Origin of the sequence: Gordonia jacobaea (assembly GCF_001186365.1) — a bacterium.
In the GTDB taxonomy this organism is placed as follows: Bacteria; Actinomycetota; Actinomycetes; order Mycobacteriales; family Mycobacteriaceae; genus Gordonia; species Gordonia jacobaea.
The window spans coordinates 189,443-204,235 of the sequence record NZ_LDTZ01000020.1 but is presented as its reverse complement, the minus strand read 5'-3'; the positions used below and the strand labels follow the sequence as shown (position 1 = coordinate 204,235).

The following is a 14,793-nucleotide window of genomic DNA, read 5'->3' as shown; positions in this document are numbered from 1 at the left end:
CGTCGCGCACCTAGTGAGGCGAATACATGAAGCACGCTCCAGGCCCCATTGGGCTCTATGACCCGGCCAACGAACACGACGCGTGCGGTGTTGCGTTTGTAGTCGATATGCATGGTCGTCGCAGCCGCGACATCGTGGACAAGGCGATCACCGCGCTGATCAACCTCGAGCACCGTGGTGCTGCGGGCGCAGAGCCGAACACCGGCGACGGTGCCGGAATCATGATCCAGGTGCCCGACCGCTTCCTGCGTGAGGTTGTCGACTTCGAACTGCCCGCCGAGGGCAGCTACGCGACCGGTATCGCCTTCCTGCCGCAGGGCTCGAACGACGCCGCGACCGCCGCCGAGGGCGTCGAGAAGATCATCGAGTCCGAAGGTCTGACCGTGCTCGGCTGGCGCGAGGTACCCACCAACGAGAACGGCCTCGGTGCGCTCGCGCGCGACGCGATGCCGACCTTCCGTCAGGTGTTCCTCGCCGGTGCCTCGGGCATGGAGCTCGAGCGCAAGGCATTCGTCGTACGCAAGCGTGTTCAGCACGAACTCGGCAACAAGGGTGCCGGTGCCGACGGCCCGGGCCGCGAGACCGTGTACTTCCCGAGCCTGTCGGGCACGACCTTCGTCTACAAGGGCATGCTCACCACCCCGCAGCTGCGGGAGTTCTACCTCGACCTGCAGGACTCGCGGGTGGAGAGCGCGCTCGGCCTCGTGCACTCGCGCTTCTCGACGAACACCTTCCCGTCGTGGCCGCTCGCCCATCCGTTCCGCCGGGTCGCGCACAACGGCGAGATCAACACCGTCACCGGCAACGAGAACTGGATGCGTGCCCGTGAGGCGCTGATCGACACGTCGCTGTTCGGCGATGGCGCAGCGCAGAAGATCTTCCCGGTGTGTACTCCCGGAGCGTCGGACACGGCACGCTTCGATGAGGTGCTCGAGATGCTGCACCTCGGTGGGCGCAGCCTGCCGCACGCGGTCCTGATGATGATCCCCGAGGCGTGGGAACGCCAAGAGGCGATGAAGCCGGAGCACCGCGCGTTCTACGAGTACCACGCGTCGCTCATGGAGCCGTGGGACGGACCGGCATCGGTCTGCTTCACCGACGGCACCGTCGTCGGCGCCGTGCTCGACCGAAATGGCCTGCGCCCCAGCCGAATCTGGGTCACAAAGGACGGCCTCGTCGTGATGGCCTCCGAGGTCGGCGTGCTCGACATCGACCAGGCCGACGTCGTGCAGAAGCTGCGCCTGCAGCCGGGCCGCATGTTCCTCGTCGACACCGAGGCGGGCCGCATCGTCGACGACGAGGAGATCAAGGACGAGCTCGCCGCCGAGCATCCGTACGCGGAGTGGCTCGAAAAGGGTCTCGTCCACATCGACCACGTCAAAGCATTGCCGCACGAGCACATGTCCCATCACCGGGTCACGTTGCGGCAGTTGGTGTTCGGTTACACCACCGAGGAGCTCAACCTGCTGGTCGCGCCGATGGCGAAGACCGGAGCCGAGGCCATCGGCTCGATGGGTACCGATACCCCGATCGCGGTGTTGTCGGCCCGTCCGCGAATGCTGTTCGACTACTTCCAGCAGCTTTTCGCGCAGGTGACCAACCCGCCGCTCGATGCGATCCGCGAGGAGATCGTCACCAGCATCGGCGGGACCATCGGGTCCGAAGCCGATCTGCTGCATCCGGGTCCGGAGTCGTGCCGCCAGATCTCGCTTCCCTCACCGGTGATCGACAACGACACACTCGCCAAGTTGGTCCGGATCAACGAGGATGACGCGCTTCCCGACTTCCGCAGCATCCAGATCCACGGGCTCTACCCGGTGTCCGAGGGTGGTGCCGGGCTGCGCAAGGCGCTCGACGAGATCCGCGCCAAGGTCAGTGCTGCCATCGACGACGGCGTGAGCCTCGTCGTGCTCAGCGACAGGGAATCCGACGAGACGCTCGCACCGATTCCGTCGTTGCTGCTGACAGCCGCGGTTCACCACCACCTGGTCCGCGAGCGCAAGCGCACCCGTGTCGGCCTGATCGTCGAATCGGGTGATTGCCGCGAGGTCCACCACGTCGCCACGTTGGTGGGATTCGGTGCGGCAGCGGTCAATCCGTACATGGCCTTCGAATCGATCGAGGACATGGTCGAGCGCGGAGTGCTCGGCGACATCGAATTCGAGACCGCCCGCAACAACTACATCAAGGCCGCGGGCAAGGGCGTGCTCAAGGTGATGAGCAAGATGGGCATCTCCACGGTCGCCTCGTACACCGGCGCCCAGCTCTTCCAGGTGATCGGTCTCGACCAGGACGCCGTCGACGAGTTCTTCAGCGGAATGAACAGCCAGCTCGGAGGCGTCGGACTCGACGAGATCGCCGCCGACGTCGCAACGCGACATGCCTTGGCATTCAACGACCGTCCGTCCGAGCGCGCACATCGCGAGCTCCCGGTCGGCGGCGAGTACCAGTGGCGGCGCGAGGGTGAATACCACCTGTTCAACCCGGACACCGTGTTCAAGCTTCAGCACGCCACGCGCACCGGTCAGTACAAGGTGTTCAAGGAGTACACCAAGATGGTCGACGATCAGTCGGCCCGAATGGCAACTCTGCGTGGACTGTTCGACTTCAACTTCGGCGATCGTGACCCGATCCCGATCGACAAGGTCGAACCCGCGAGCGAGATCGTCAAGCGTTTCTCGACCGGCGCGATGAGCTTCGGTTCGATCTCGGCCGAGGCGCACGAGACCTTGGCCATCGCCATGAACCGACTCGGCGGACGGTCGAATTCCGGTGAGGGCGGCGAGGATCCGCGTCGTTTCCATCACGACGAGAACGGTGACTGGCGTCGCAGTGCGATCAAGCAGGTCGCGTCGGGACGCTTCGGTGTCACCTCGCACTACCTGAGCAACTGCACCGATATCCAGATCAAGATGGCGCAGGGTGCGAAACCCGGTGAGGGTGGCCAGCTTCCGCCGCACAAGGTGTACCCGTGGGTCGCCGAGGTTCGTGGTTCGACGCCGGGCGTCGGCCTCATCTCGCCGCCCCCGCACCACGACATCTACTCGATCGAGGATCTCGCCCAGCTCATCCACGATCTGAAGAACGCCAATCCGCAGGCGCGCGTACACGTCAAGCTCGTCAGTGAGCTCGGCGTCGGAACGGTCGCCGCGGGTGTGTCGAAGGCACACGCCGACGTCGTGCTGATCTCCGGCCACGACGGCGGTACCGGTGCGTCGCCGCTGACATCGTTGAAGCATGCGGGTGCCCCCTGGGAGATCGGTCTCGCCGAGACGCAGCAGACCCTGCTGCTGAACGGACTTCGGGACCGCATCTCGGTGCAGGTCGACGGTCAGCTCAAGACCGGACGCGACGTCGTCATCGGTGCACTGCTCGGAGCCGAGGAATTCGGCTTCGCGACAGCGCCTCTCGTCGTCTCGGGTTGCGTCATGATGCGCGTCTGCCATCTCGACACCTGCCCCGTCGGCGTCGCCACCCAGAATCCGCTGCTGCGTGAGCGTTTCACCGGCAAGCCGGAGTTCGTCGAGAACTTCTTCATGTTCATCGCCGAAGAGGTACGCGAACTGCTCGCTCGCCTCGGGTTCCGCACCCTGCAGGAGGCTGTCGGCCACGTCGAGGCGCTCGACACGACAAAGGCGCTCGCACACTGGAAGTCGTCGAAGGCGGGCAAGCTCGACCTGTCGCCGATCTTGTCGACGCCCGAATCGCCGTTCATGAACCAGGACCTGTACTGCTCCGGCGTGCAGGACCACGGGTTGGAGAAGGCGCTCGACCAGCAACTCATCGCGCAGAGTCGTGAGGCGATCGATCACGGCACCAGGGTGTCGTTCACGTCGAAGATCACCAACGTGAACCGGACCGTCGGAACGATGCTCGGCCATGAGGTCACCAAGACGCATGGCGCACAGGGTCTTCCCGAGGGCACGATCATCATCGACTTCGAGGGTTCCGCAGGCAACAGCTTCGGTGCCTTCGTGCCGAAGGGCATCACGCTTCGACTCGAGGGCGACGCCAACGACTTCGTGGGCAAGGGTCTCTCGGGTGGACGCATCGTGGTGCGGCCGCCGGCGGGAACGCCGGAAGGCTTTGTCGCAGAAGACAACATCATCGCCGGAAACGTGATCGGCTTCGGCGCCACCAAGGGAAAGATCTTCCTGCGGGGCGTAGTCGGAGAGCGCTTCTGCGTGCGTAACTCGGGTGCCACCGCGGTGGTCGAGGGCGTCGGCGATCACGGCTGCGAGTACATGACCGGCGGACGAGTGGTGGTGCTCGGCGACACCGGGCGCAACTTCGCGGCCGGTATGTCGGGCGGCATCGCCTACGTGTACGACCCAGAGAACAAGCTGGGCACCAACCTGAACCCCGAACTCGTCGACCTCGAACCACTCGACGACGAAGACATCGAGTTCTTGTCCGGCATCATCGGTGAGCATCGTGGCGAGACGGCGTCGCCCGTCGCCGCAGCGATTCTCGCCGATTGGGAGAACACCCAGCAGGCGTTCGCCAAGGTCATGCCGCGCGATTTCAAGCGCGTGCTTGCCGCGATCGACGCCGCAGAGAAGTCCGGACGAGACGTGAACGAAGCGATCATGGAGGCCGCACGTGGCTGACCCCAGAGGATTCCTCAAGCACACCGAGCGTGAACTGCCCGAGCGGCGTCCGGTCGACCTGCGGTTGATGGACTGGAAAGAGGTCTACAACGACTTCGACAAGTCGGAGCTGCAGACCCAGGCCAGTCGCTGCATGGACTGCGGTATCCCGTTCTGCCACAACGGTTGTCCGCTGGGCAATCTGATCCCGGAGTGGAACGACCTCGTCTACCGGGATCAGTGGAAAGAGGGCATCGAGCGCCTGCACGCGACCAACAACTTCCCGGAGTTCACGGGTCGTCTGTGCCCGGCGCCGTGCGAGGCGTCGTGCGTGCTCGGTATCAACCAGCCCGCGGTGACCATCAAGCAGGTCGAGGTGGAGTTGATCGACAACGCCTTCGACAGCGGCTGGGTGCAGCCGGTGCTGCCGACTGAGCGCACCGGCAAATCGGTTGCGGTCGTCGGTTCGGGTCCCGCGGGACTCGCTGCGGCGCAACAGCTCACGCGCGCGGGCCACACGGTCTACGTGTACGAGCGCGCCGACCGCATCGGCGGACTGCTGCGCTACGGCATCCCCGAGTTCAAGATGGAGAAGCGCCACATCGACCGTCGTCTCGAGCAGATGCGGGCCGAGGGCACCGTCTTCCGCCCAGGCGTCAACGTGGGCGTCGACATCACCGTCGCACAGCTTCGCGAGGACTTCGACGCCGTCGTGCTCGCGATGGGTTCGACGATCGGTCGCGATCTGCCGATCCCCGGACGTGAGCTCGACGGCATCCACCAGGCGATGGAGTTCTTGCCGCAGGCCAACCGGATTCAGCTCGGCGACACCGTCGACGGTCAGATCAGCGCCAAGGGCAAGAAGGTCGTCATCATCGGCGGTGGCGACACCGGCGCCGACTGCCTCGGTACGTCGCTGCGTCAGGGTGCCGAGATTGTGCACCAGTTCGAGATCATGCCCAAGCCGCCGACCGAGCGCGCCGAGCAGACCCCGTGGCCGACGTACCCGCTGATGTACCGCGTGTCATCTGCCCACGAAGAGGGTGGCGAGCGTGTGTTCTCGGTCAACACCGAGCAGTTCACCGGCGAGAACGGCAAGGTCACCGCGCTCAAGGCCCACGAGGTTGCGATGCGCGACGGTCGGTTCGAGAAGGTCGAGGGCTCGGACTTCGAGCTCGAATGCGATCTGGTGCTGCTGGCCATGGGCTTCGTCGGCCCCGAGCGCGCCGACCTGCTCGACAAGCTGGGCGTCGAATACGACCAGCGCGGCAACATCAAGCGCGACAACGACTTCGCTGCCATCGGGCAGGAGGGCGTGTACGTCGCGGGCGATGCCGGGCGCGGACAGTCGCTGATCGTGTGGGCCATCGCGGAGGGTCGCTCGGCGGCCGCTGCGGCGGACCGATACCTCGCGGGGGCGTCGGATCTTCCCGCACCGATCGTGCCGACACAGGTCGCGCAGCGCTGACCTGCTGACTCCGCTGGGGGTGGTCTCGACAGGCTCGACCAGCGGGGACAGCTCGGCCGGCGGGTGGGGCGCTCGACCGGCGGGTGGGGCGCTCGACCAGCGGGGACAGCTCGACCAGCGGTGGGGCGCTCGACCTTGGGCGGGGCCGTCAGAGCTTCTCGAGCACGCTCGTCATCTGGGTGGGCACCGAGTCGGCGAGGCGGCCGAAGATGAAGCCGAAGAGCGGTTCGCCGATCAGCTTGAAGCGGTGGAAGTCGACGAGCGCACGGTAGGTGACGCTCGTCGTTCCATCGCCGAGGTCGGTGAACGAGAGGTCGTCGGACGTCGTAGCGGTCTTGTTCGAGCCGGAGAACACGACGTGGTCGGGGTCGTCGCGGGTCAGCTCGTAGGTCAGCTCCGTCGAGATCCCGTACAGCTTCGACTTGTTGTGCCAGCGGGTGCCGAGTGCGATCGGGGCGCCGTCTTCCTGCGTGCATTCGACGGTCCCCGGGTCCCACTGCTCCGCGTGGGAGAAGTCGCGCAGATAGGCGACAATCACCTCCCGCGGCTGTCGGACAGTGAAAGTGCGCGAGACGTCGACCACCGTGGCCTCCTTCATGTGGCGGGTAGCTCTGTTCCGTAGACAAAGGTTCTATGAGAGTTCGGTGAGACGACGCTGCCGGATGGGTGGATCCCTGCCTACACTCTCTTGGTCGGGCCGCGGCTGATTCGCCGTGGACACGTGGTTGCGGAGGTACAGGTCGGTGCGCAGGCTTCTCGGGATGGCAGTGGCGGTGGTGTTGGCGGCGTGTGGCGTCGTTGTCGCAACGGCGGGTTCGGCGTCGGCGGCGCCGGGACCGTGCCCCAAGGTATATGTGCTGGCGATCCCCGGGACGTGGTCTGACGGCCCGGGTCTGCTCGGTGCGGTCACGTCGAATCTCGGGCCGGACACCAAGGTCTCCTATGTCGGCTACGACGCCACGGCGTTCCCGTGGGAGAGCGCCATCTACGGAAAGTCGAAGGCGCAGGCCGTAGCCAATACCAAGGGGCTCGCCCTGGACATGCTCAAGCGGTGTCCCGGCACCAAGATCGCGCTCACCGGGTACAGCCAGGGAGCCGACGCCGCGGGCGATGTCGCGTCGGAGATCGGTACCGGCCGTGAGAAGATCCGTCCGCAGCAGGTCGCAGGCGTTGTCCTGATCGCAGACCCCCGCCGCTCGTCGAAGGACAATCTGGTCGGTCCGCCCCTCACCGGACAGGGGAGCGGAGGGCCGCGCCTCCACGGCATGGGCTACGTGCTGCCGCACGCCTTCACCATCTGCGCGCCCAAAGACCTCTACTGCAACGTGCCACGTGATTACTACGTGACGCGCGTGATCGGCTACCTCGCAGAGACCAGTGATCCGACGCCGAGCCAGGTCGGTCAGTACCAGGCAGAGGCGGGCGCGATCGTCAACGAGTTGCTCACCAGGGGCGGACCGGGGAACGTCGTCAACGAGCTCAGCAACGCTCGCGCACGGCAGCAGATCATCGAGTTCAATCGATTCCTGCAGTCCGGTTCACACGGCGACTACGGGAGTTTCCAGGTCAAGCCGGGCGTGACTGCCGTGGCTTGGGCGCATCAGTTCCTCGCCGGATTGGGCTGAACGGCGCGTCGGTCTCTGGCTGGTAACGAATCCTGTGTGACGATCGATACGTAAGGGTGAGTTGCGCCGACGAAGTCGGCAATACAAGATAGTAAAGATCGTATCCATTCTGACGCAGGAAACGTATCGTCATGAAGCTGGCAGCAACGTTCCAAACACCCCGTCGACACTCGATGCTGAGTGCCATCTCCGGCGGCCGACTCGGCCGCAGTCGGGAACCTCAGCGATTCCCCGCGGAGGCCGAGCGCCTCGTCACCGCGGCGGAACTCAAGCGACTGACTGCGTGAGCAGGACGCTGGTCACTCTGCGGTGACCCGCGCCGATGCATCACCCAGAGAGATCACGTCGCCGACGGCCAACTGCCTACCTCGTCGTGTTTCCACATCTCCGTTGACGGTGACGAGACCGTCAGAGATGACCTCCTTGGCCTCGGCCCCGGACTCGATGAGATTGGCCAGTTTCAGGAACTGACCGAGCCGGATTCCGTCTTCCCGGACTGGCACATCGAACGCGTCGTCGTCCATGTCTGAGATACTGCCTGACCGGCGAACAGTACGCACCGTTGAACCGCCGGTGAACTACCTTTGATCCATGGCGGTCGAGTCCCCATCTCACGTACACCCGGGTGCCCCCACAGATCCCGACGTCGCGGTGCAGCGGTCGGAACGCGCAGAGGCGGATCGCCGGTCGGCCGATCTACTCGAGCGCATCCGCCACCCTCGCGGATTCGGAAGCCACGCGCCACAGATCGCAGGGCTCGTCGTCGGGATCATGGCGACCATCGCGTTGCTGTCGAGCATCTTCCCGTTCTTCCGGCACTGGATTCACGTACCGCGCGACTACGTGGACGACTTCATCATCTCGATGCCCGACACGAGCTTCGCGTGGTCGTTCGTGTTGGCGCTCGTCGCCATCGCACTGACAGCCCGAAAACGCATCGCGTGGTGGATCTGCGTCATCTACCTGCTGCTGTTCATGGCAGGAAACGCGCTGCTCCTGTGGCAGCCGGTCGCCGACGACTTCGACGTCGACGACACCGAGCGGATGAACATCGTGATCGGTCTCGGTATCGATCTCGCGGCGCTGGTCTTCCTGCTTGTCACGTATCGGCAGTTCTATACCCGGGTTCGACGCGGCGCCCTGCTGCGCGCGCTCGTGGTGCTCGTGGTCGGACTTGCGGTGGCAACCGGCATCGGGTTCGCGTTGGTGTGGCTGTTCCCGGGCAGCCTCGAACGCTCCGAGCGTCTGCCCTACGCGTTCAACCGGGTCGTCGCGTTCGCCGCGATCGACCAGCGGACCTTCGACGGCCACCACACCTATCCGCCGGTCAATGGTGCTCTGGGCCTGTTCGGCGCACTCGCGCTGATCGTCGCGGCGTCGGTGCTGTTCCGATCGCAGCGGCTCAAGTCGCTGATGACCGCGACCGACGAACGACTGATCCGTGCGCTGATCGCGCGATTCAACGACGACGACTCGCTGGCCTACTTCTCGACGCGACGCGACAAAGCAGTCGTCTTCTCGCGCGATGGCCGCGCCGCGATCACCTACCGCGTCGAACTCGGTGTCGGGCTTGCCGGTGGTGATCCGATCGGCGACCCCGAGTCCTGGCCCGACGCGATCGCAGAGTTCCTGGTGCTGTGCGAGCGCTACGGGTGGCACCCCGCGGCGATGGGTTCCAGCGAACGGGGCGCGGCGGCATTCGAGGCCGCGGGATTCACGTCGCTGAACATCGGCGACGAGGCGATCCTGCACACACGGCAGTACACGATCAGCGGCCCGACGATGAAGGGCGTGCGCCAGGCGGTCACACGAACCCGACGTGCAGGCGTCACCACCCGCATCCGCAGGCACCGCGACATTCCGCCGACCGAGATGGTCGACGTGGTCGCGCGGGCCGACGCCTGGCGCGACACCGAGGAGGAGCGCGGCTTCGCGATGGCGCTCTCCCGCATCGGCGATCCCGCAGACGGCGACTGCCTGCTGGTGGAGGCGGTCCTGAATGAGGGTGAGCCCGACGAGAAGGTCGTCGGGATGCTGTCATTTGTTCCGTGGGGTCGGCGCGGGGTCTCGCTCGACCTGATGCGCCGCGACCGCAGCGGCATCAACGGTGTCGTCGAGACAATGGTCAGCGACCTGTGCCGCGACTCGGAGAACTTCGGGATCACCGACATCTCCCTGAACTTCGCGACGTTCCGCGCCGTGTTCGAGAAGGGCCAGGAGATCGGCGCGGGCCCCGTCATGCGCGGGAGCTATGCCGTGCTGATGTTCGGCTCCAAGTTCTTCCAGATGGAGTCGCTCTACCGGTCCAACGCGAAATACCTTCCCGACTGGCAGCCGCGATTCCTGTGCTTCGAGGACACCCGAATCCTGGCGCGGGCCGGTCTGGCGGCCGTCGTCACCGAGGGCTTCGTCAGGCTCCCCAGGTTCGGTCGCAAGCAGCAGTACACCGCGGGACAGTCGTCGATTCCCGCAGGCATCGATGTCGACGCGTTGATCGCTGAACTCGACGCCGAGGCGGAGGCGCAGAACGCGGTCGCGGCGCATCGTCCGGAACAGGTCAGGGTGCGGCTTGCCAAGCTGGACAGGATGATCGACGACGGCGTCGACCCGTATCCGCCAGCCGATCCGCCGTCGCACTCGATCGCGGAGGCCGTCGCCGCGCCTGCGGGCACGCCGGTGTCGATTGCCGGCCGCATCACGCGGCTCCGTGACTTCGGCAAGGTGGTCTTCGCCGATGTCCATGACTGGTCGGGGCAGGTGCAGATCCTGGTGGAGGCATCGCGACTCGATTCCGGCTCAAGGGATTTCGCGTCTGACGTCGACCTCGGTGATCTGGTCGAGGTGCACGGTGAGATGGGCACGAGCCGCAAGGGCGAGGTGTCGGTGCTCGTGGACCGCTGGGCGATGATCGGAAAGTCGCTGCGTCCGCTGCCCGACAAGTGGGCGGGCCTGACAGACCCGGAAGCCCGTGTGCGGCAACGATACGTCGACCTCGCGATCAATCCGCGTTCGCGGCAGTTGCTCGCCACGCGGAGCGTCGTGGTCAAGGCGCTGCGTGACTTCCTCTCTGCCCGTGGCTATCTCGAAGTCGAAACCCCGATTCTGCAGCAGATCCACGGTGGCGCGAACGCGACGCCGTTCACAACGCACATCAACGCCTACAATCTCGACCTCTACCTGCGCATCGCGCCGGAGTTGTATCTCAAGCGGTTGTGCGTCGGCGGCGTGGAGAAGGTGTTCGAGATCGGCAGGAACTTCCGCAACGAGGGCGTCGACTTCAGTCACAATCCGGAGTTCACGAGCCTGGAAGCCTATGAAGCGCACAGTGATTACCTGAAGATGCTCGATCTCACGCGCGAGATGATCCAGTTCGCGGCCACCGCCGCCTACGGTGAGCCGGTGATCGTGCGCTACGACGACGAGGGCAACGAGCAGCGAATCGACATCTCCGGACAGTGGCCGGTGAAGACCGTCTACGGGGTGGTGTCCGACGGCGCCGGCGAGGAGATCACGCCGGAGACGTCGGTGGAGCATCTGCGGGAGGTCTGCAAGCGCCTCGACATCGCGTTCCGTCCGGACTGGGACGCGGGCGCGATCGTGCAGGAACTCTACGAGCACCTCGGCGAAGACCGCACCACCTTCCCGACGTTCTACACCGATTTCCCGACGTCGGTCTCGCCGCTCACGCGGGCGCATCGCAGCGAGCCGGGAGTGGCCGAGCGATGGGATCTGGTGGCGTGGGGCGTCGAACTCGGCACCGCCTACACCGAGCTGACCGATCCGGTGGAACAGCGCAAAAGGCTTACCGCGCAATCGGTTCTGGCTGCCGACGGTGATCCGGAGGCAATGGAGCTCGACGAGGACTTCCTGCAGGCGCTCGAATACGCGATGCCGCCGACCGGTGGTCTCGGCGTCGGCGTCGACCGTGTGGTCATGTTGATCACGGGTCAGTCGATTCGCGAATCGTTGGCATTCCCGCTGGCCAAACCACAGGAGAACTGAGCGGTGGACGACGGTCGGCGCGAGGTCGATCGGCCGCCGCCGGGGCAGATCGTCGACGTCGACGGCCAACGCATTCACGTCGTCGACGAAGGGTCGGGTCGGCCACTGTTGCTCATGGCTGCGATGGGAAGCAACTGGTTCGATCTCGACCATCTCGCCGCACGACTCGTCGAGCGTGGTTGGCGGGTGGTCCGGTTCGACCGCCCGGGATATGGACTGTCCGAACAACTTTCGCGTGGCCGCGTGCTGACCCTGTCGCTCGAAGTCTCGTGGATGGCGGGCGTCCTGGATGCGCTGCGGATAGCAGAGCCCGTGACCGTCGTCGGACACTCGGTTGCCTCGCTGTATGTCGAGGCGTTTGCGCGAGTCCATCCCACGCGCACTGCGGGTGTTGTGATGCTCGACGGTTCTTACGTGCTGCTGCCGTGGCGGGTGGTGCCGCTCGGTGTACGAATCGACAACGCGCACAGGATGATCGACACGGGTAGGAGGGTGACGCAGCGGTTTCGGCTTCCGCGGCGTGGATTCTCGCGGGTGCGGACCGTCGTGCTGCCGAGGCCACCGGAGGGCTTCTATGATCACGAGCACTACTGGGCCGCAAAGGTCTTCGGCAACTGGCCGATGCTGCTCGCCACGATGGTGGAGAACGCTGCCTTCCCCGCGATCAACGCGTCACTGCGTCGCATGCGCAAAAATCATCCGATGCCACCGGTTCCGGTGATCGTGGTGGCCGCGCTCTCTGGTCCGAAGCCGTGGCAGCGTTTCTGGCTGTGGAAGCAGGCCCGCTATGCGCGGATGCTCGGTGGTCGGCTCATCCCGGTCGCCGCGCGCCACTTCGTCGTGCTGGAGATTCCCGACGAAGTCGCGGACGCGATCGATCAGGTGCGCTGATCGGCAGCGCGTTTCTTACCGCCCGGTAACCTGAGGTACCCATGACCGCGCGTCACACCTATGCTGTACGTCATGGCAGAGCTGACTTTCACCCCCACGGCCGACCTCGTCGACGAGATCGGTGCAGATGTCCGTAGCTGTGATCTCCAGTTCACCCAGTACGGCGGGGTCCGTGAGTTCGTCGGAACGGTGACAACGGTCCGCTGCTTCCAGGACAACGCGCTGCTCAAGTCGATCCTCGGCGAGTCGAATCCCGGCGGAGTGCTGGTGATCGACGGTGATGCCTCGGTGCACACGGCGCTGGTCGGCGACATCATCGCGGAGCTGGGCCGGTCGAACGGCTGGGTCGGGATCATCGCGAACGGCGCGATCCGCGACGCCAAGACCATCGGCGGGATGGAGATCGGCGTGAAGGCGCTCGGCACCAACCCCCGCAAATCCACCAAGACCGGAGAAGGTGAGCGCGACGTACCGGTGACGCTCGGTGGAGTCACCTTCACGCCCGGCGACACCGTGTACTCCGACGACGACGGCATCGTCCTCGTCGCGCCCTGACCTTTCTCGGCCTATCGACACTCTCTCGATCACTTTCACGCAGCAGGAGGCTCCGATGCCCAAGCCAACACCCGACTACTTCGAACGACTCGGCGCATTGGTCGCGATCGACAACGCTGCCGCACGCCCGACCCGATCGATTCTCGAAGCGTTCAGCGGCGTCGAAATGGCGACCATCCCTGTCGGCACCGCCGAGGATCTCGAGACCGCGGTGTCGCGGGCGCGGGCCGCTCAGCAGGGGTGGGCCAAGCAGTCACCCGCGGAGCGCGCGAAGGTGCTCAAGAAGTTCTCCGAGTTGGTGTTCGCCAACGCGGCGTCGTTGATGGATATCGCGCAGGCCGAGACGGGCAAGGCTCGCTCGTACGCGCAGGAAGAGGTTGTCGACGTCGCGCTCACCGCGCGGTACTACGCGACGCACGGCCCGAAGATGCTCGCCGAGCGCAAGGTGCAGGGGATGCTGCCCGGTGCCACCAAGGTGCGGGTGCGGTATCAGCCCAAGGGCGTCGTCGGAGTGATCAGCCCGTGGAATTACCCACTGACACTTGCTGTTTCGGATGCGGTCGCGGCCCTGCTCGCCGGCAACGGCGTGGTGATCAAGCCCGACAGCCAGACCCCCTACTGCGCGCTGGCGCTGGCCGAGCTGCTCTACGAGGCAGGTCTGCCGCCCGCGCTGTTCGCGGTGGTCCCGGGCCCGGGAAGTGTTGTGGGACAGGCCATCATGGCGACCTGCGACTACGTGATGTTCACCGGATCGTCGGAGACCGGAGCCTCGCTCGCCGAGCAGGCGGGGCGTCGACTCATCGGCTTCTCTGCAGAACTCGGTGGCAAGAACCCGATGATCGTGACGGCCAACGCCAAGATCGACCACGCCGTCGAAGGTGCTGCGCGAGCGTGCTATTCGAACTCCGGTCAGTTGTGCATCTCGATCGAGCGACTGTACGTCGACAAGGCGATCGCCGACGAGTTCACCGAGAAGTTCGGCACCTTTGTCCGCAACATGAAGCTCGGAGCCAACTACGACTTCAACGTCGACATGGGGTCGCTGGCTTCGGCTGCGCAGGTCGAGACCGCAGAAGCGCACGTCGACGATGCGGTGTCGAAGGGCGCGACGGTGGTCGCGGGCGGCAAGCGCCGCGCCGACCTCGGGCCCTTCTTCTTTGAGCCGACGGTCCTGTCGGGCGTGACCGACGAGATGACCTGCTTCCGTAACGAGACATTCGGCCCGGTGGTGTCGGTGTATCCGGTCGACTCAACGGACGAGGCGATCAAGCTCGCCAACGACACCGACTACGGTCTCAACGCGAGTGTCTTCGCGGGCAGCAGCGACGAGGCGCAGGCGATCGCGGAGCAGTTGCGTGCCGGCACCGTCAACATCAACGAGGGCTACGCGGCAGCGTGGGCGTCGACCGCGGCCCCGATGGGCGGCATGGGAATCTCGGGCGTCGGCCGCAGGCACGGCGAAGAAGGGCTGCTCAAGTACACCGAGCCGCAGACGATCGCCGAACAGCGCTTCATCGGCATCGACAAGGCTCCCGGAGTTCCGAAGAGTGTCTACCGCGCAGTCACCCCGCTCGCTGTGCGATCGCTGAAGTTCCTGCCGGGCCGGTAAACGTCGGGATCTCCCGCTACGGGCGATTCGTCGGGTTCTCGACCCCCGGACGCA

Annotated in this window: 10 protein-coding genes; 8 read left to right on the top strand and 2 right to left on the bottom strand. The window is 65.4% G+C overall.

Translation table 11 applies throughout. The annotated features are described in order from the left end of the window. Positions 1-26: 26 nt before the first annotated feature. Together gltB and ABW18_RS17545 are read left to right on the top strand one after the other, a co-directional pair. On the top strand, positions 27-4,610 hold the full coding sequence (gene gltB, locus ABW18_RS17550; protein WP_049700256.1) for a glutamate synthase large subunit: 4,584 nt from the start codon (positions 27-29) through the stop codon (positions 4,608-4,610). Next, a complete protein-coding gene (locus ABW18_RS17545) occupies positions 4,603-6,057 on the top strand; it encodes a glutamate synthase subunit beta (RefSeq protein ID WP_049700255.1) in 1,455 nt (484 codons plus the stop codon). The genes gltB and ABW18_RS17545 overlap by 8 nt, the downstream gene beginning before the upstream one ends. Positions 6,058-6,205: 148 nt before the next feature. On the opposite strand, the gene ABW18_RS17540 is transcribed toward ABW18_RS17545, so the two are convergent. Further along, positions 6,206-6,640 carry an SRPBCC family protein gene (locus ABW18_RS17540; RefSeq protein ID WP_049700322.1) on the bottom strand — a complete coding sequence of 145 codons (435 nt, stop codon included), beginning with the start codon at positions 6,638-6,640 and terminating at the stop codon, positions 6,206-6,208. A gap of 178 nt (positions 6,641-6,818) precedes the next feature. On the opposite strand from ABW18_RS17540, the gene ABW18_RS17535 reads away from it, so the two are divergent. Further along, the gene (locus ABW18_RS17535; RefSeq protein ID WP_152930128.1) at positions 6,819-7,682 is read left to right on the top strand and encodes a cutinase family protein; all 864 of its coding nucleotides are present in this window, start codon (positions 6,819-6,821) and stop codon (positions 7,680-7,682) included. 131 nt (positions 7,683-7,813) lie between these two features. Beyond that, the gene (locus ABW18_RS23025; protein ID WP_197494607.1) at positions 7,814-7,969 is read left to right on the top strand and encodes a hypothetical protein; all 156 of its coding nucleotides are present in this window, start codon (positions 7,814-7,816) and stop codon (positions 7,967-7,969) included. A gap of 12 nt (positions 7,970-7,981) precedes the next feature. On the opposite strand, the gene ABW18_RS17530 is transcribed toward ABW18_RS23025, so the two are convergent. Further along, positions 7,982-8,206 carry an RNA-binding S4 domain-containing protein gene (locus ABW18_RS17530; protein WP_049700253.1) on the bottom strand — a complete coding sequence of 75 codons (225 nt, stop codon included), beginning with the start codon at positions 8,204-8,206 and terminating at the stop codon, positions 7,982-7,984. Positions 8,207-8,273: 67 nt separating this feature from the next. On the opposite strand from ABW18_RS17530, the gene lysX reads away from it, so the two are divergent. The 4 genes from lysX to ABW18_RS17510 are packed head-to-tail and all read left to right on the top strand — an operon-like array spanning position 8,274 to position 14,739. Continuing rightward, positions 8,274-11,684 carry a bifunctional lysylphosphatidylglycerol synthetase/lysine--tRNA ligase LysX gene (gene lysX, locus ABW18_RS17525; RefSeq protein ID WP_152930127.1) on the top strand — a complete coding sequence of 1,137 codons (3,411 nt, stop codon included), beginning with the start codon at positions 8,274-8,276 and terminating at the stop codon, positions 11,682-11,684. A gap of 3 nt (positions 11,685-11,687) precedes the next feature. Beyond that, positions 11,688-12,575 carry an alpha/beta fold hydrolase gene (locus ABW18_RS17520; RefSeq protein WP_197494606.1) on the top strand — a complete coding sequence of 296 codons (888 nt, stop codon included), beginning with the start codon at positions 11,688-11,690 and terminating at the stop codon, positions 12,573-12,575. A 60-nt stretch (positions 12,576-12,635) separates the two neighbouring features. After that, entirely contained in the window at positions 12,636-13,130 is a 495-nt protein-coding gene (rraA, locus tag ABW18_RS17515) for a ribonuclease E activity regulator RraA (RefSeq protein WP_049700252.1), read from the top strand. Between the two features lie 28 nt (positions 13,131-13,158). Next, positions 13,159-14,739: a succinic semialdehyde dehydrogenase gene (locus tag ABW18_RS17510; RefSeq protein ID WP_268760681.1), complete on the top strand. Its 1,581-nt coding sequence runs from the start codon at positions 13,159-13,161 to the stop codon at positions 14,737-14,739. The last annotated feature ends 54 nt before the right edge of the window (positions 14,740-14,793 follow it).